We start from the raw sequence: 17,701 nt of genomic DNA on the forward strand, positions 1-17,701 counted from the left end.
GCACCGGCACGGCGCCGGACTCCCTGCCGCCGACATTCCTCAAGGGAAGAGCCATGACCACCCGAGCCCGCCCACGCCGCGGCGACCCCGCCCTCGGTACGATCGCCGTCGTCGCGCTGGGCCTGTACGTCCTGTTCATCCTCGTGCCGGTGATCATGAGCGCCTGGAAGAGCCTGACCGACGAGAACCCGCTGCTGGCTCAGTCCCGCTTCGTCGGGATCGCCAACTACACGGAGATGACGCACGACAGCGCGCTCGCCGCGAGCCTCACCTTCACGCTGATCCTGGCCGCCGCGGTGACGCTCGTCGCCAACGCCGCCGGGATCGGGTTCGCGACGCTGCTGAACAAGACCTCGCTGAGCTTCCGGGTGATGCGCACGGTGGCGTTCCTGCCCCAGGTGCTGTCCGGCGTGATCGTCGCCTTCGTCTGGCGCTACCTGCTGGCCCAGGACGGCATCCTCAACCACGTCCTGCTCTCCCTGGGGATCATCGGCCAGCCGGTCACCTGGCTCGGCACCCCCCACCTGGCGATGTTCTCCGTGGGCCTGGTCGCCGCCTGGGTGCTGACGGGGTTCACCACCGTCGTCCACCTCGCCGCACTCCAGTCCATCCCGGTCGAGCTCTACCAGGCCGCGATGGTCGACGGAGCCGGCCGCTGGAAGCGGTTCCGGCACATCACCTTCCCGATGCTCGCCCCCGGCACGACGATCAGCGTCACCATCTCGCTGATCACCATGCTCAAGCTCTACGACATCATCGCGGTGCTCACCTCGGGCGGCCCCGCCGACTCCACGCAGTCCACCGCCCTCTACATCATCCAGCTCGCCTTCACCGACGACCGCTACGGCTACGCCTCCGCCGTCGCCATGCTGCTGCTCGTCGTCTCCGCGGGCATCGCCCTGACCGTCACCAGCCTGCTGCGCCGTCGTGAGGTGGAACTGTGACCGCATCGACCGAGCCGCGGACGGCCGCCCAGCGTCCGGCCGTCACCGCGACGGCCGTGCCCGCGTCCGTGCCGCGCCGCGGCCTGCGGGCCTGGGCCACCAAGGGACACCTGGTGGCGGCCGGCCTGATCACACTGGCCTTCGTCAGCCCGATCTACCTCACCCTCGTCAACGCGTTCAAGTCGCAGGACCAGATCATCAGCAACCCGGCGGCCCCGCCCGCGCCGCCGACCCTGCGCAACCTCACCGACGCGCTGTCGCGGCCGGACCGCATCATCGAGATCGGCCTGAGCAACTCCGCGCTGACCGTCGTCGCCTCGGTGCTGCTGATCATCCCGCTCGGCTCGGCGTTCAGCTTCTGGCTGTCCCGGCGGTCCGCGCGGTTCCGGGGGATCGTGCTGGGCGGGTTCGCGGCCGGTCTGATGATCCCGCCCGCCGTGGTGCTGCTGCCCACGATCCGCATCCTGACGTTCCTGCACCTGGACCACACCTATCCCGGGCTGATCCTGGCCAACGTCGGCGGCGGCTACCTCTCCTTCGCGGTCTTCGTCTACTCCGGCTTCCTGCGCTCCATCCCCGCCGAGATCATCGAGGCCGCGACCGTGGACGGCGCCGGCAGCCTGCGGATCTGGTGGAAGATCGTCATGCCGCTGCTGCGTCCGGCCACCGCCACCGTGGCGATCTTCCTGTCGCTGTGGATCTGGAACGACTTCATGAACCCGCAGTTCATCCTCGGCCCGCTCAAGGGCCAGACGATCACCACCGGCATCTACCTGTCGGTCGGCCAGTACTCCACCAACTACGCGCAGCTGTTCGGCGTGATGCTCCTGGCGGCGGTCATTCCCGTCGCGGGCTACCTGGCCCTGCAGAAGCAGTTCATCGCCGGACTCACCTCGGGAGCCAGCAAGTGACCACCAAGACCGAAGCGGCCCCCGTCGTCGAGGCGGGTGTCCCCGACCTGGACGCCGTCGCCGGGCGCTGGGTCGGCCTCGACGAGATCGCCCACCTGCCGTCCCTGCGCAACCAGCAGGGCCAGGGCCACGTCAACCACGATCTGACCTCGCTGTCCTGGCTGGTCGCCCCGCCGTTCACCTTCGGCTACCACACCGGCGAACTGCGGGTGGACGGCTCCGTCCCCGCCGCCCAGCGGTTTCGCTGGAAGCCGTGGGGCGTCATCCGCGAGCACCGCGGCGACGGCCTGCGGCTGACCACCGACACCCGCATGGCGCTGTCCCGGGACCTGCTGCTGTGGCGGGTCAGCGTCACCAACGAGGGTGCCGACGCCAGGACCGTCGAGCTGTCCCAGGACCTGTTCGCCATGGTCGCCCACACCGAGGTCGGCTACGGGTGGCTCTACGACGGCCCCTGGAACCACGGCCAGCACCACGACTTCATGGCGCTGGAACGCATCCGCGCCACCACCGGGGGCCGCGGAGACTCCTACCTGCTCTCGCCCGCCGCGCGCAGGCTCCGGCTCGGCCGCCCGCGCATCCCCGGGATCCAGCGCGACGAGGACCACGGCCCGATGCTGCTGGACGACGCGCTCCCCGCCCACGTCAGCCACGACAAGGAGCCCGAGCCCCGCGTCGGCGTCGCGGGCGCCGTGCGCGCGCTGCGCGTCGAGTCCGCTGACGGCACGTCGATCCTCTGCGCCGAGGATGCGATCACGCTGGCCGTCGAGGACGAGGCAACCCTGGACGCCTTCGCCCTCGCTGCCGGCCAGACGGTCACCTTCGAGTTGCGCCTTGCCACCGAGGGCCAGACGGGCACCGTACTCACCCACGGCAACCACCCCGACTCGCTACAGGTCGGCCTCGACGGCGGCCGCCTCTGGCTCGGCATCACCGGGGAACGCGAGTTCACCGACGCCACGCTGCCGGCCGGGGAGTGGCACCAGGTCAGCGCGCACATCGAGGCCGACCACGTCGCGCTGCGCCTGGGCGGTCGCGAGATCGCCCGGACCCGGCACTGGACCCGGTCGCGCCGCTGGACCGCGCACCTGGACGGTCAGGCCGTCGCCATCGCCGACACCTGCTCCCCGGCCCGCGCCGCCTACGCCTTCGCCGACGCGCCGACGGCCCTGCAGGTCGAGGGTCCCGGCGGCTGCGCCACCTGGACCGTCCGGCTCGAGCCAGGGGCGAGCGCGACCGTCGCCCTCGCCTGCGCCTACGGGACCGACGCCGACACCGTCCTGGCCGAGGCGCGCGCCGCCGCGGCGGACTTCCAGGGCACGCTGCGCGCGGGGGAGGAGGGCTGGCGGGCGCACTGGACCAACATGTTCACGCCCGGCAATCCCGACTTCTCCGGGCACCTGCCGGTGCTGACCACCGAGGACCCGGGCCTCGCGGAGACGTACTACCTCGGCGCGCTGCAAGCGCTCTACATGCGCAACATCCGCATCCGGCCGGGCGAGCCGGTCTTCCTCACCGGGGGCCCCCGCCTCGGCCCGACCACGACCTACTTCTGGGACCACTGCGAGTGGAGCCGGATGTACGCGCTGTTGGAACCGGCCGGACTGCGCTCCTGGCTGACCCGCGTCCTGGTCGGTCCCTACAAGGACTCCTTCGGCATCGAGGCCCGCAGCGGCGGACCGCTGGGCAACGCCTACAGCGCCAACGACCACGCCCTGTTCCGGCTGATCGAACACTACGTCTGCCTCAGCGGGGACACCGACTTCCTCGACCAGGAGACCGGCGGAGCCACGGTCCTGGAACACCTGGAGCGGCTCGGCTTCGGGTGGCGCGACAAGCGCAGTGCCGCCACCGGCGGCGTCCTCGCCGACTTCGGCGACGACGCGTGGAACCTGCTGGAGTGCGTCCCCACCTACACCGGCGTCGTCGCCTCCTTCAACGGCGCCTATGTCGGGGCGACCCGTTCGCTGGCCGGGCTGTACCGGCAGCGCGGCCGCCACGAGGACGCCGACCGGGCCGAGGCCGAGGCGGACGTGCTGGCGCGGGCGGTTCTCGATCTGTACGCCGGCGCGGGCCGCTGGCAGATCCGCCGGCCGGACGGCACCGACACGATCGGCCACTGCCTGGACTTCGGCCTGGTCTCGGCCCACCTCCACCACGACCTCGACGCGGACGTCCGCCGCGAGATGGCCGACTTCGTCACCGACCGTCTGCTGGTGGGCGGATGGATGCGCGCGCTCAGCCCCGACGACCCGATCGCCGCCGCCTCCGACCGGCCCGACCACGGCGCCGCCGGAGCGTTCTGCGCCTGGCCCGGTGCCACGGCCCACGGTCTGGCCCGGCTTGGCTACCGCGACCGGGCCGTCACCCTCCTGCGCGACCTTACCGCCGCCGCCTCCGGCGGCGTCTGGGGGCAGGCCATGGAGATCGTCACCGGCCCGGACGGCGAGCACCGCGCCCAGGTCGCCGAACGCGGCGTCTCCAACCGCGACTGCATCGCGGGCGCCGCCGCGACCGAGGCGGTGCTGTCCGCCCTGTTCGACCTCGACCCGAGCTTCGCCCACGGCGTTCCGGTCGCGCGCCCGCACACGCTGACCGTCGACGGGATCGGCACGCTGACCGGTCTCGGTCCGGCCAACTGAACGCCACCGCACCGCACTTCTTTTGAGAAAGGCCGACAGCACCATGTCGCTGGTTCGCGGCTACGAAGCCGAACCCTGTCACCGCATCACCTCAGCGGTCGGCGCCGGGTACCGTGAGGCGGTCGCCGACCTCACCGCCGGGCAGGTCCTCGCCGTCGACGGGCCCGTCGCCGTCGACTGGGAGGCGGTCGCCGCCGGGGTCTGCGACGCCCTGGCCGCCCGCGGGATCGCGGCCAAGCCGGTCGACCTGCGCGAGCACTACGCCGACTGGCAGGACATCCTCGACCTCACCGGGTCCGCCGTCCTGGAGGACGACCCGGACTTCGCGCCGCTCTCCCAGGCCGGCCTGGCCAGCTTCCTCGCCGAAACCCCACGGGTCGAGCCCGTTCCCGGCGGCGTGACCGTCGTCCTCGGCCCCGGCGCAGCCCTGGTCGCGCACGACCGGCTCTGGTACGCGGACCTGCCCAAGCGCTACGCCGAGGCCGCCATCACCGGCGGCACCGGCCGCAACCTGGGCCAGCCCGCCGGAACCGGGGCCGGGACGACGCGTCGACTGTTCTACATCGACTGGCCCGTCCTCGACCGGCACCGCGACGCGATCCTCGCCGACATCGACCTGTGGCTGGACACCCAGGACCCCGAGACGCCGTCCTGGCTCGACGGACCGGCCCTGCGCGGCGCCCTGGCCGACCTGGCCGCGCAGCCGTTCCGGACCCGACCCACCTTCAACACCACCTCCTGGGGCGGACACTGGGCCCAGGAACAGCTCGGCTTCAACCGCGACGCGGCCAACACCGCCCTGGGCTACGAGCTCATCGCACCCGAGAGCGGAATCCTCGTCGGCACGCAGGAGGGTGCGCGCGTCGAGGTCCCGCTGCAGGCGCTGGTCGCCCTCCACCCGCAGGAGGTGCTCGGGGAGCCCGTGCACGCCGCCTTCGGCACCTCCTTCCCGATCCGCTTCGACTACCTCGACACCGTCGGCGGCGGCAACCTCTCCGTCCACTGCCATCCGCAACCGGACTACATGCAGCGGGTGTTCGGCTGGCCCTACACCCAGCACGAGACCTACTACATGATGCTCGGCGGGCCCGACCGCAAGGTCTTCCTGGGCCTGCACGAGGACGCCGACCTCGAACAGTTCCGGCGCGAGGCGGACCACGCCTTCCACGACGGCGAGCCGTTCGACATCGAGCGCTACGTCCAGACCTTCCCCGCCGAGCAGCACCAGCTCTTCCTCATCCCCGGCGGCACCCCGCACGGCAGCGGCGAGGGCAACGTCGTGCTGGAGATCAGCGCCACCCCCTACCTCTACAGCCTCCGCTTCTACGACTGGCTGCGGAAGGACGGCGCCGGCAAGCCGCGTCCGGTTCATGTCGGGCACGCCTTCGAGAACCTCAACCGCGCCCGGGTGGGGGAGGACGTGGCCCGCGACCTGGTCCAGCAGCCGCAGGAGTTGCGGGCCGGTGAGGGCTGGCGCGAGGACGTCATCGGCCGGCTCCCCGAGATGTTCTTCGAGGTCCGCCGCTTCGAACTCGCCCGCGACGCGGTGGTGGAGGACACCACCGACGGGCGGTTCCACATCGTCAACGTCGTGGCGGGCGAGGGCGTCGTGGTGGAGACGGACTCCGGCCACCGCTACGAGCTCGCCTACGCCGAGACGTTGACGGTGCCGGCCTGCGTCGGTGACTACCGCGTGCGCGCGCTCGGCTCCGGGCCGGTCCGCTACGTCAAGGCGCTGGTGCGATGAGCCCCGATCCTGCGGCCGTCGTCTCCGTCATGGACGTGGGCGGCACCCATGTCACCGCCGCGCACGTGGACGTCGGGACCCGCACGCTGCACCGCGGCCGGTCCTTCCGGGAGCCCCTGGACGGCGACGGCAGCGCGGATGCCGTCGTGGCGGCCCTGGTGCGGTGCGCCGCGCGCCTGCCCGAGGGCGGGAGCGGCCGGTGGGTGCTCGCCGTGCCGGGCCCGTTCGACTACGAGCACGGCATCGGACGCTACGAGGGCGTCGGGAAGTTCGACGCGCTGCGTGGTGTCGACCTGCGTGCCGCGCTGACGGCGCGGCTCCCCGGCGCCGCCGACGTCGCCTTCTGCAACGACGCGGACGCCTTCGTGCTCGGTGAGTGGTGGGCCGGGGCCGCGCGCGGACACCGCTCGGTGGTCGGCATCACCCTGGGCACGGGCGTCGGCTCCTGCTTCCTGCGGGACGGCCGGGTCGTGCGTGAGGGGCCCGGGATCCCGTCCGAGGGACGGGCGCACCTGCTGCGATACGCGGGGCAGCCGCTCGAGGAGACCGTGTCGCGTCGCGCGTTGCGGCGCGCCTACGGCCAGGCCGCGGGCACCTTGTCGCCGCCGGACGTGCGGGAGATCGCCCTGCGGGCGCGGGAGGGGGAGCGCCTGGCGGCGGACGTCCTGTTCCGCGCGTTCCGCGCGTTGGGCCTCGCGCTCGGCCCCGCGCTCGCGGCGTTCGATCCGTCCGTGCTCGTCGTCGGCGGTTCCATCGCGTCGTCCTGGGACCTCGTCGCGGAGCCCCTGCGGGAGGGGCTCGCCGACGCGGTCCCCGAGAGAGCCGGCCGCACCGACCTCGTCCGTGCCCAACTCCCGGAAACCGCAGCGTTGCTCGGAGCGGCGTACGTGGCGACGACCCGTCAGGCCGCCGATCTCCGTTGAATTTTTGCATGTTTCAGTCAGGCTCTTCCGTCAGTCGATATCGGAAGTTACGGTGTGCGGTGCCTCACCCAGCGCAGTGCTCGCCCCTTCTGTATGAGCCGAGGAGTCGCGATGAGACCCACGCCGTCCCTGCGCCGCGCCCTGACCAGCAGTCTTGCCGGGGCCGCGCTCGTCGTGGGGCTCCTCGCCGCAGGCGGCGCCGCCCACCGCGGTGACGCCGCCACCTCCGCCGGTCGCTCGGCCCCCGCCGCCGCGACGGTCGGCGCCACCACGCCGTTCACGAGCCTGGAGGCGGAGAACGGCACCCTGCTGGGCGGCGCGTCGGTCGTCTCGCTGACCGCGGCGCCGACGACGCAGTACTCCAGCCCGGCGCTGGAGGCGTCCGGCCACGCCTACGTCCACCTGGCCGGCACCGGGCAGGGAGTGCAGTGGACGAACACCACCGGGCAGCCGATCAGCTTCGTCAACGTGCGGGCCAGTATCCCTGACGCGCCCTCAGGCGGCGGCATCACGGCGACGCTCGACCTCTACGTCGACGGCGTCTACCGCCAGACCCTGAACCTTAACTCGAAGCAGAGCTGGATCTACGAGGGCACCAACTACAACAACGGCGACGACAAGAACCCCGCCGACGGCGACCCCCGGGACTTCTGGGACGAGTCGCACACCTTCGTCACCGGTGCCCCGATCGCCCCGGGCAGTACCTTGTCGCTCGTCAAGAGCTCGTCCGACACCGCGGCCTTCTACGACGTCGACGTCATCGACGTGGAGAACCCGCCGGCGCCGATCGCGCAGCCGGCGAACTCCCTGTCGATCACCTCCTGCGGGGCGGTGGCCGACAACGCGCCGACCAACGGCAGCGCGGACGCCGCCGCCACCGACAGCACGGCGGCGATCCAGAACTGCATCAACCAGGCCGAGGCCCAGGGCAAGATCCTCTGGATCCCGCAGGGCACCTTCTACCTCAAGGGCACCACCGGCCTGCAGGCCACCGGCATCACCATCGCCGGCGCCGGCATGTGGTACTCCACCATCTACCGGGACGTGCCGCTGCCCAACAACCAGGGCCTGGCAGCGATCTTCTCGGTGACCTCGTGCAGCGTCGAGAACTTCCACCTGGACTCCGACGCGACCAGCCGCGGGACGGCAGGCGGCGACGGCGGCGCCATGGACACCACCGGCACGAACTGGGTGGCCGACGGCATCTGGAGCCAACACGTCGAGTCCGGATTCTGGGCCTCCGGCAGCGGCGGCACGGTGAAGAACAGCAGGGTCACCACCGAATGGGCCGACGGCATCAACCTCAACAACGTCTCGCTCACCGGCACCACCGGCAGCAACCTGACCGCGACCAACAACTTCGTCCGCGGCACCGGCGACGACGCGATGGCCATCAACTCCGTGGCCTACAACACCAACGGCAGCACCACGACGTACTACACCGCCATGTCGAACATCACCCTGTCGAACAACACCTTGATCGCCCCCTGGGGCGGCAAAGGCATCGGCATCTACGGGGGTGGCGGCCACCACGTCCAGAACAACTACATCAGCGACACCGCACGCTACATCGGCCTGGGCGCCGGGCGCTTCGGGGTCAACGGCAGTGACCTGACCTCGGCCACCGTCACGGGCAACACGGTCGTGCGATCCGGCGGCAACGGCTACAGCCAGGGCCAGCCGGCCCTGCAGATCGGCAACGGCGGCGACGGCCAGAACGTCGGCGTGGTCGACAGCGTCGACGTGGACGACAACACGGTCGTCAACGCGCTGTACGACGGGATCGGCTTCTCGCAGTCCACCCACACGACCCTGCAGAACAACACGGTCACCTCGCCGTGGCGCAACGGAATCGTCATCCAACCGCCCTACTACCCGGCGCCCACCGGCTCGGCGTCGATCACCGGCAACACGGTGACCGGACTCGGCGCCGGGACGTCCCCGTACCTGAACAACTCCGGCGGCTTCACCGCCACGCTGAGCAACAACAGCTGGCAGGGCACCACGCCGCCCGAGGGACCCTACGGCGGCACCGCGGCCGCGATCCCCGGCACCGTCCAGGCGGAGAACTACGACACCGGCGGCGAAGGCGTCGGCTACCACGTCAACTCCACCAACGGGACCGGCAACGCCTACCGCTCCGACGGCGTCGACCTGGAGACCACCTCGGACACCGGAGGCGGCTACGACCTCGGGTGGACCTCCGGTGGCCAGTGGTTCCGCTACACCGTCGACGTCGCGACCGCCGGCCCGTACACCGTCGGCCTGCGCGTCGCGGCACCGTCCGCCGTCACCGACGCGCTGCACCTCTCCGGTGCGGCCGGGACGGATCTGTCCGGGCCGGTGGACATCCCCCAGACCGGGGGCTGGCAGAACTGGACCACGGTGACGGCCACGGTCACCCTGCCCGCCGGTCAGCAGGTCCTCACCCTGAACCAGGACAACGGTGGGTGGAACGCCGACGACCTGGCCTTCACCGGATCCTCGGGCGCGGCCGCGCTGACGGCTTCCGCGTCGAGCCTGGCTTTCGGCGCGGTCTCCGTGGGGACGACCAGCGGCGCGCAGGCCGTGACGGTGACCAATCCCGGCGGCGTCGCGGCGGCGATCACCTCGGTCGGCGTCAGCGGACCGTTCGGTCAGACGAACACCTGCGGCACCTCGCTCGCCGCCGGGGCCAGCTGCACCGTCACGGTCCAGTTCGCGCCGACAACGAGCGGCGCGGCGAGCGGCACCCTGTCCGTCGCGAGCGGCGCCCCGAACAGCCCGCTCACCGTCGCGCTCTCGGGCACCGGGGTGACGGCGAACCCGAACCTGGCACTCAACCGCCCGGCGACGGCGAGCGGCTATGTCCAGTCCTACGTCCCGGCGAACGCGGTCGACGAGAACACGTCGAGCTACTGGGAGAGCACCAACAACGCCTTCCCGCAGTGGTTCCAGGTGGACCTGGGGTCGTCGGTGAGCGTCGGACGCATCGTCATGGATCTTCCACCTTCGGCCAGTTGGGGAGCGCGGACCCAGGCCGTCCTGATCCAGGGGAGCACGGACGGCACGACCTGGACGACCCTGGCGCCGTCACAGGGGTACGCCTTCGACCCGAACACCGGGAACACCGTGACGGCGACGTTCGCGTCGACGGGGATCCGCTATCTGAGGCTCACGTTCACCGGGAACACCGGCTGGCCTGCCGGGCAGTTGTCCGAAGTCCAGGTGTTCGCGAGCTGAGTTCGGGTCGTCATGGCCCTCGCCCCGCTCCCGGTCAGGTGCGGAACCTCGTGAGCGTCCACACCACGAGCAGGTCGAGGGACATGACGGTGATCGCCCAGAGCGGGTAGTAGGGCAGGAACATGAACTGGGTGACGAGGCTGACCGCCGCGACGGTCACGCCGAGCCAGCGTGCCCAGCTCCGCCGCGCCAGTACGCCGATACCGGCGGCCACGAGGGCCACGCCGATCACGAGGTGGATCCAGCCCCACGCGGTGAGATCGAACCGGTAGACGTATCTCGCCGGATTGAAGACGTGGTCGCGGTGGATCCCCGTCACACCCAGGAGGATGCTGAGCGGCCCGGTCAGGAGGAGGACCGTGCCGGCGAACAGGGAGGGGCCGGGGAGCCGTGCGTCGCCGGCGCGGGTGTCGTCCCACTGTGCATGAGGTGTCGTGGCCATGGCCGCCACTGTCCTTTCGGCGCGCTCGGCGGAATCACAGGAGTGGCCCCTTCATCCAGCCTGAGCTCGATCCTCGGGTGGCGCGAATCGACCGCGGAGTCGCCCGAACGGGCCAAGCACGCGAGCCGACGCGGCCGGCGGCCAGGTCGGCGTGAGATGTGTTGTCCGTGAACGGGAGAGGCGCATGACGGACGACCCGGAGCCGCGGTCGCGGAGCATCACCGTGGTCCTCAAGACGTTCCTGGCCGAGGAGGCGGCCGGAGCAGTGGTGCTGCTGGTCGCCACGGTGGCGGCCCTGGTGTGGGCCAACAGCTCCGCGTCCGAGGCGTATCTGCGCCTGTGGCACGCACCGCTGACGATCGGTGCCGGCCCGGTCTCGATCACCGCCGACCTGCAGCACTGGATCAACGACGGAGCGATGACGCTGTTCTTCTTCGTCGCCGGCCTGGAGATGAAGCGCGAGTTGGTGGTAGGGGAGCTCAGTGAGCGGCGCACGGCCGTGCTGCCGGTCGCGGCGGCGCTGGGCGGTTGCGTCGTGCCTGCCGTCCTGTTCCTGGCCGTGACGCACGGCGGGGCGGCCGCGCGGGGCTGGGGCATCCCCATGGCCACCGACATCGCCTTCGCCGTCGGTGTGCTCGCCCTGGCCGGGCGGGGTGTCCCCTCGGGGGTCCGGGCGATGCTGCTGTCGGTGGCGATCGTGGACGACATCATCGCCGTCGTCGTCATCGGGATCGCCTTCAGCACCGGCCTGTCCTGGGGCTGGCTGCTGGCCGCGCTCGCCGGGCTCGGCGTGGTCGTGCTGATGCGTGTCGTCGGCGTGGTGTCCGTCGCGGCCTACGCCGCCGTGGGGGTGTTCGTCTGGTACACCGGCTTCCACTCCGGGGTCCACGCTACGATCTTCGGCGCCGTGCTCGGGTTGATGACACCGGCGCGCCCGGTCGAGGGCCGGGACGTGATCGGCGGGCTGGAGCGCACGCTGCACCCCGTCTCGGCCTTCCTCGTGGTGCCGCTGTTCGCGCTGGCCAACGCCGGCGTGGACGTCCGGGGCGGTCTGCTCGGCCAGGCCTTCGGCAGCCGGGTGACCTGGGCCGTCATCGTCGGCTTCCTGGTGGGCAAACCGTTGGGCGTGGCCGCGGGCGCGTTCGCCGTGCGGCGGCTGGGCGTCGGCGCCCTGCCGCCCGGCGTCGCGCCGCGCATGGTGTGGGGGGTCGGCCTGCTGGCCGGCATCGGCTTCACCGTCGCCCTGTTCGTCACCGACCTGTCCTTCGGCGATCCGGTCCTCGCGGGCCACGCGAGGATCGGCATCCTCACCGCGTCGGCCGCCGCCGCCGTCCTGGGCGTGGTGGCGATGCGCGCGCTGGCGCGCGGCAGCACGGCGCCCGGGACGCCCGCGCCGACGACGCCGGTCGGGCCGACCGGGTCAGGCCCGCTCACCGGGACGGGAGGCCCGCCTCGCGGGGTGGGTGGTACGGGCGTCTGAATCGAAGGGGACGAGGAGTTCGCGCAGGCGCAGCAGCGCATCCTGACGGCCTGACGGCTTTCCCCGTCCGGCCTTCCCAGCCCGGCCTTCCCCGCCCGGCTTTCCCCACCCGGCTTTCCCCGCCCGGCTTCCGGGCCCCGGCGCCCGTGGTCACCCGGTCGGCGCACCCGGCGGCGCGCCCATGTGTGGAGCTTCGAGGTTTGTGGGACCACTGGGTCTGGCCCGCCCCGCTCGTGCACCCCGCACGGGCGGGGGAGCGCGAGCCCAGGAGGAGCCGAAGATGGCCGTCGACGCCGAGGAGTTCGATCCCATTCCCTCATGGCGACGCCCCGCCGAACTCGCCGTCGTCGCGTCCGCCGACGACACGACGGCAGGGGTGCTCGGCGTGCCGCTCGCCGCCGGCGAGGCGCCGCCGGGGCCGCTCGGGCTCGGTGCGGCCGATCTCGCCGCGGCGGGGTTCACCGGCCGCGTGGGGGAGACGCTCCTGGTCCCCGGTCGGGGCGGCCGTCCGGTGGTTCTCTACGGAACCGGGCCGTCCGACGTGCTCGGCATGGCCGCGCTGCGCGACGCGGCCGCCGCGTTCGCCCTGGCCACCAGCGCGCAGGCCCGGCTGGTCATGGCCGTCCCCGAGTCGGACCGCCTCGACGCGCAGGCGGCGGCACAGGCGCTGGTCGAGGGCGCGCTGATGGCGCGTTACTCCTTCGACCCGATCAAGACCGAGCCGACCGACACAGGCGTGAGGTCGCTGACCCTGGTGCTGCCCGACGCCTCCCGCGCCGACGGCGAGCGCGGGGCCCGGCGCGGCTGGTGGATGGCGCGCGCGACCCTGCTCTCCCGCGACCTGGCCAACTCGCCCCCGAGCCTGCTCAACGCCGAGCGCATCGCGCGCTGCGCGCAGGAGCTCGGCCGGGAGACCGGCTTCGGGGTGGAGGTCTTCGACCAGGAGACGCTGCGGCGCATGGGTTGCGGGGGACTGCTCGGCGTGAACGCCGGCAGCGTCGACGAGGCCCGGATGATCAAGCTGACCTACCAGCCGTCCGCTGCCGACGGCCCGCCACGGGGCCGGCTCACCCTGGTGGGCAAGGGCATCATGTACGACTCCGGCGGGATCAGCCTCAAGCCGGCCGACGCGGTGCACGCGACGATGAAGAACGACATGTCCGGCGCCGGGGCCATCCTGGCCGCCATGTCCGTGCTGGCCGGTCTCGGCTGCCGAACGGCGGTGACCGGCTACCTGATGTGCACCGACAACATGCCCTCCGGCTCTGCCACCAAGCTCGGCGACATCCTGTGGATCCGCGGCGGCACGACCGTCGAGGTGCTCAACACCGACGCGGAGGGCCGCCTGGTCATGGCGGACGCCCTCGTCCTCGCCACCGAGGAGCCCACCGACGCCATCGTCGACATCGCCACCCTGACCGGAGCCTGTATGCGCGCACTCGGCGCGGAGATCGCGGGTGTCTTCGGCAACGCCCAGGGACTGGTGGACCAGGTGCTGGACGCCTCCGCCGACGTCGACGAGCCCGCCTGGCAGCTGCCCCTGTCCCGCCGCTACCGGGCCGAGCTGGACTCGGACGTCGCGGACATCAAGAACATCGGCGGCCCCAACGGCGGCGCCATCCACGCGGCTCTGTTCCTCGAGGACTTCGTGGCCGGCCGGCCCTGGGCCCACATCGACATCGCCGGCCCGGCCCAGAACGACCGCGCCGCCTCCTGGCGCACCAAGGGCTGCACCGGCTTCGGCGCGCGACTGCTGGCCCGGTTCGCGCTGGACTTCTCGCCGCCGACGACCGCCGAGAGCGGCAGTGCGGTGCGCGGCGTCAGCGAGGTGAGCCGCTGATGAGCGCGCTGGCCTCGGTCAACTCGGGTGACGATGAGGGGAGTTCCGCCACCGCCGTCGGGAAGGGCGAGGCCGGCAAGTCCGGCGGCGGCATGCAGCGGATCCTCGACCTGATCGAGCGGGTCGGCAACAAGGTCCCGCACCCGGCCGTGATCTTCCTGCTGCTGTGCGTGCTGGTGATCGTGCTGTCCGCGATCCTGTCCGCCTTCAACGTGCACGTCACCTACGAGACCGCGCAGTCCGTCCCCGCCCCCGCGACGCAGGAGTACGCCGGCGGCACGGAGTACCCGGGCACGGGGCTGCCGCCGGCCTCGCAGTACACCCACGACTACGTGACGGTGCTGGAGACCAAGAAGGTCGAGAGCCTGCTCTCCGGTGACGGGGTGCGGTTCCTCTTCACCTCCATGACGCACAACTTCAACGACTTCGGCGTCGTGGCCGTCATCCTGGTGGTCATGGTCGGCGTCGGCCTCGCGGAGGAGTCGGGGCTGATCGCGACGCTGATCCGGAAGCTGGTGGGCTGGGCGCCGGCCTGGGCGCTGACGGCCATCATCGTCTTCGCCGGCATCGTGTCCAGCATCGCGACCGACGCCGGATACCTGGTGCTCATCCCACTCGGCGCGGTCGCGTTCATCGGCGCCGGACGCCATCCGCTGGCGGGCATCGCGGCGGCGTTCGGCGGAGTCAGCGCCGCGTTCGGTGTGAACATCCTCATCGCACCGGTCGACGGGATCATCACCGAGATCACCAACCAGTCGATCAAGCTGGTCAAGCCCGGCGAGTCGCTCAACCTGACGGCCAACTACTACTTCGCCATCGGGTCGACGCTCTTCCTCACCGCGGTGATCACCTTCATCACGGAGCGGATCATCGAGCCGCGGCTCGGCCGCTACGAGGGCCCGGGCGCCGTGCTGGAGAGCGAGGACCGGCCCGACCCCGCCGCCGAGAAACGCGGCCTGCGGTTCGCCGGCCTGGCCCTGATCGCCGTGATCATCGCCGTCACGCTGCTCGCGTTCATCCCCGGAGCGCCGCTGCGGAACCCCGAGACCGGCAGCCTCTTCGAGGACTCGCCCTTCATGGACGGCCTGATCGTGATCATCATGATCGCGTTCCTGGTCATGGGCCTCGCCTACGGCGCCGGAGCCAAGACGCTCAAGGGCAGCGCCGCCGCGATGGAGGCGATCACGAAGACCTTCGCCGGCCTGGCCGGGCTGATCTTCCTGCTGCTGATCATCGCCCAGTTCATCGCCTACTTCAACTACAGCAACATGGCCACCGTCGCCGCGGTCAAGCTGGCCGACCAGCTCGAGAGCGCCAACATCGGGGCCCTGTGGCTGCTGATCCTGTTCATCCTGGTGACCTACCTGCTGAACCTGATCATCCCCGGCATCATCCCCAAGTGGGCGATCTTCGCACCGATCTTCGTGCCGCTGTTCATCCGTCTCGGCGTCGCACCGCAGACGGTGCTGGCCGCCTACCGCGTGGGCGACTCGCCGACCAACGTGATCACCCCGCTGATGGTCTACCTGCCCTTCATCGTGCTGGTCTGCGAGAAGTACAAGAAGAAGGCCGGCGTCGGCACCGTCATCTCGCTGATGGTCCCTTACACCGTGGTCGTGGGCGTCGCCTGGCTGCTCTTCTTCGTCATCTGGTACCTGATCGGCATCCCCATGGGCCCGGGCGCACCGGTCAAGATCTGACCTGCGGCGACCGGAGGCGGTGACGTCGTGAACCATGCCGCGATCTGCCTCGTCGTGCTCGGCGTGGTGGTCGTCCTCTTCGTGTGGAACCGGCTGCCGGTGGAGCTGGTGGCGCTGGGCTCCGCCCTGGCGCTGCTGGCCACCGGCGTCCTGACGACCGATCAGGTCTTCGCCGGGTTCGGGGACCCGGTGGTGGCCTTCGTCGCCGCCCTGTTCGTGGTCAGCACCGCGCTCCAGGCGACCGGGGTCACCGCGTGGGCGGGCCGCGCCCTCGCCTCCGTCGTGGGCGCCGGGTCGCGGCGGCTGCTGGTCCTCACCATGGCGGCGGCCGGCCTGCTCACGGCGCTGATCACGGTGAACGGAGCGGTCGCGGCCCTGCTGCCGATGACGGTGCTGCTGGCCGTGCGGCTGCGGGTGCCGTCCTCCCGGCTGGCGATGCCGCTGGCGTTCGCCGCCCACGCCGGTTCCCTGCTGCTGCTCATCGGCTCGCCGATCAACGTGATCGTCTCCGAGGCGGCGAGCGAGTCCGGGGCGCGGCCGTTCGGCTTCTTCGAGTTCGCGCTCGTGGGCGTCCCGGTGCTGGCCGGCACGATGGCCATCGCCGTCCTGCTCGGGCCACGGCTCCTGCCCGAGCGGACACCCGACGCGATCCCCGCCGACCTGAGCCGCCACGCCCGCACCCTGATCGACCACTACGCGCTCGCTGAAGGATCGGCGGCCGTCCAGGTGACCAGCGCCTCCGACGGTGTCGGCGCCCCGCTCGACGCGCTCGCGGCACAGGCCCCGTCCGGCGTGCTGGTGGTCGGCGCCATGACCGCCGACGGTCACGACCCGCGCGGCGCCGCGCCGCTGGAGGCGGGCGACATCGTCGTGCTGCGCGGCGACGAGGACGACGTCGCCGCGTTCGGCCGGGCCCACGGCCTCGAACCACTGCCGCCGCCCCTGCACGAACATCTGGCGGACGTGCTGGTCAACCGGGACGCCGGGCTGGTCGAGCTGGTCGTCAGCCCCCGGTCGGCCCTGGTGGGCACGACCGCGTTTCCCGGGATGGCCAGCGCGAGCGGTGACCTCTCGGTGCTCGCGATCCACCGAGCGGGCGCCGAGGTCGGCCCGCGGCCCACGACCTTGGCCGCAGGGGACGGTCTGCTCATCCGGGGCCGCTGGGACGAGCTCGACCAGGCCGCGCGCGGGCGGACGTTCCTGGTCGTCGACCGGCCGCAGGCCGTCCGTAGCCAGACCGCGCCCCTTGGGCGGCCCGCGCTGGCGGCCCTCGCGGTTCTCGCGGGCATGGTCGTCCTTCTCGGCACGGGAGCCGCGGCCCCGGCCGTCGCCGCCACCTTGGCCGCCCTGCTGCTGGTGGCCGCGCGGACCGTCACCGTCCCGCAGGCCTACGCAGGCATCTCGTGGACCACCTTGGTGATCGTCGGCGGGATGTTCCCGCTCTCCGTCGCGATGAAGGAGTCCGGGGCCGCCGACATGATCGCCGACCTCGTCGTCTCGGCCGCGTCCGGCAACGGACGGCTGCTGCTGCTCGCCGTCTTCGTCCTGACCGCCGTGCTCGGGCAGTTCATCAGCAACATGGCCACCGCGCTGATCGTCACCCCGGTCGCCGTCAGCGCCGCCCAGGACGCGGGCGTCTCCGTGCTCCCGGTCCTGATGTGCGTGGCCGTCCCGGCTGCTGCGGCGCTGCTCACCCCCGTCGCCACGGCAGCCAACATGATGGTCATGAGCCCGGGTGGGTACCGCTTCGGCGACTACTGGAAGTTCGGCCTGCCGATCCTGGGCTGGTACCTGGTGGTCGCGATGGGCGTCGTGCCGCTGGCCTGGCCCCTGTGAGCGCGTGCGGCGCC

Annotated in this window: 11 protein-coding genes; 10 read left to right on the forward strand and 1 reads right to left on the reverse strand. The window is 71.8% G+C overall.

Going from position 1 to position 17,701, the window contains the following annotated elements:
• Positions 1 to 53: 53 nt before the first annotated feature.
• From BMY61_RS31815 to BMY61_RS31840, 6 genes are all read left to right on the forward strand, one after another.
• Positions 54 to 944 (forward strand): carbohydrate ABC transporter permease, encoded by an 891-nt coding sequence (locus BMY61_RS31815; protein WP_042446751.1) that lies wholly within the window; start codon positions 54 to 56, stop codon positions 942 to 944.
• Entirely contained in the window at positions 941 to 1,855 is a 915-nt protein-coding gene (locus tag BMY61_RS31820; protein ID WP_236655986.1) for a carbohydrate ABC transporter permease, read from the forward strand. Before BMY61_RS31815 ends, BMY61_RS31820 begins: the two co-directional genes overlap by 4 nt.
• Positions 1,852 to 4,497 carry a glucosidase family protein gene (locus BMY61_RS31825; RefSeq protein ID WP_042446749.1) on the forward strand — a complete coding sequence of 882 codons (2,646 nt, stop codon included), beginning with the start codon at positions 1,852 to 1,854 and terminating at the stop codon, positions 4,495 to 4,497. Before BMY61_RS31820 ends, BMY61_RS31825 begins: the two co-directional genes overlap by 4 nt.
• A gap of 43 nt (positions 4,498 to 4,540) precedes the next feature.
• Positions 4,541 to 6,244 (forward strand): class I mannose-6-phosphate isomerase, encoded by a 1,704-nt coding sequence (locus BMY61_RS31830; protein WP_042446746.1) that lies wholly within the window; start codon positions 4,541 to 4,543, stop codon positions 6,242 to 6,244.
• A complete protein-coding gene (locus tag BMY61_RS31835; protein ID WP_042446744.1) occupies positions 6,241 to 7,167 on the forward strand; it encodes an ROK family protein in 927 nt (308 codons plus the stop codon). The genes BMY61_RS31830 and BMY61_RS31835 overlap by 4 nt, the downstream gene beginning before the upstream one ends.
• 111 nt (positions 7,168 to 7,278) lie before the next feature.
• The gene (locus tag BMY61_RS31840; RefSeq protein WP_042446742.1) at positions 7,279 to 10,389 is read left to right on the forward strand and encodes a discoidin domain-containing protein; all 3,111 of its coding nucleotides are present in this window, start codon (positions 7,279 to 7,281) and stop codon (positions 10,387 to 10,389) included.
• 34 nt (positions 10,390 to 10,423) lie between these two features.
• Here BMY61_RS31840 and BMY61_RS31845 read toward each other — a convergent pair whose 3' ends face one another.
• Complete coding sequence (locus BMY61_RS31845) at positions 10,424 to 10,831, reverse strand: DUF7144 family membrane protein (RefSeq protein ID WP_236655985.1); 408 nt, start codon at positions 10,829 to 10,831, stop codon at positions 10,424 to 10,426.
• A 184-nt stretch (positions 10,832 to 11,015) separates the two neighbouring features.
• Here BMY61_RS31845 and nhaA point away from each other — a divergent pair, with 184 nt between their 5' ends.
• From nhaA to BMY61_RS31865, 4 genes are all read left to right on the forward strand, one after another.
• Positions 11,016 to 12,311 carry a Na+/H+ antiporter NhaA gene (nhaA, locus tag BMY61_RS31850; RefSeq protein ID WP_052438636.1) on the forward strand — a complete coding sequence of 432 codons (1,296 nt, stop codon included), beginning with the start codon at positions 11,016 to 11,018 and terminating at the stop codon, positions 12,309 to 12,311.
• A 280-nt stretch (positions 12,312 to 12,591) separates the two neighbouring features.
• Positions 12,592 to 14,151, forward strand: coding sequence for a leucyl aminopeptidase (locus BMY61_RS31855; RefSeq protein WP_042446739.1), 1,560 nt, complete (start codon positions 12,592 to 12,594; stop codon positions 14,149 to 14,151).
• The gene (locus BMY61_RS31860) at positions 14,151 to 15,851 is read left to right on the forward strand and encodes an AbgT family transporter (RefSeq protein ID WP_052438635.1); all 1,701 of its coding nucleotides are present in this window, start codon (positions 14,151 to 14,153) and stop codon (positions 15,849 to 15,851) included. The genes BMY61_RS31855 and BMY61_RS31860 overlap by 1 nt, the downstream gene beginning before the upstream one ends.
• 27 nt (positions 15,852 to 15,878) lie before the next feature.
• A complete protein-coding gene (locus BMY61_RS31865; protein ID WP_042446736.1) occupies positions 15,879 to 17,687 on the forward strand; it encodes an SLC13 family permease in 1,809 nt (602 codons plus the stop codon).
• Positions 17,688 to 17,701: the final 14 nt, after the last annotated feature.

Origin of the sequence: Streptacidiphilus jiangxiensis (assembly GCF_900109465.1) — a bacterium.
Classification (GTDB): Bacteria; Actinomycetota; Actinomycetes; order Streptomycetales; family Streptomycetaceae; genus Streptacidiphilus; species Streptacidiphilus jiangxiensis.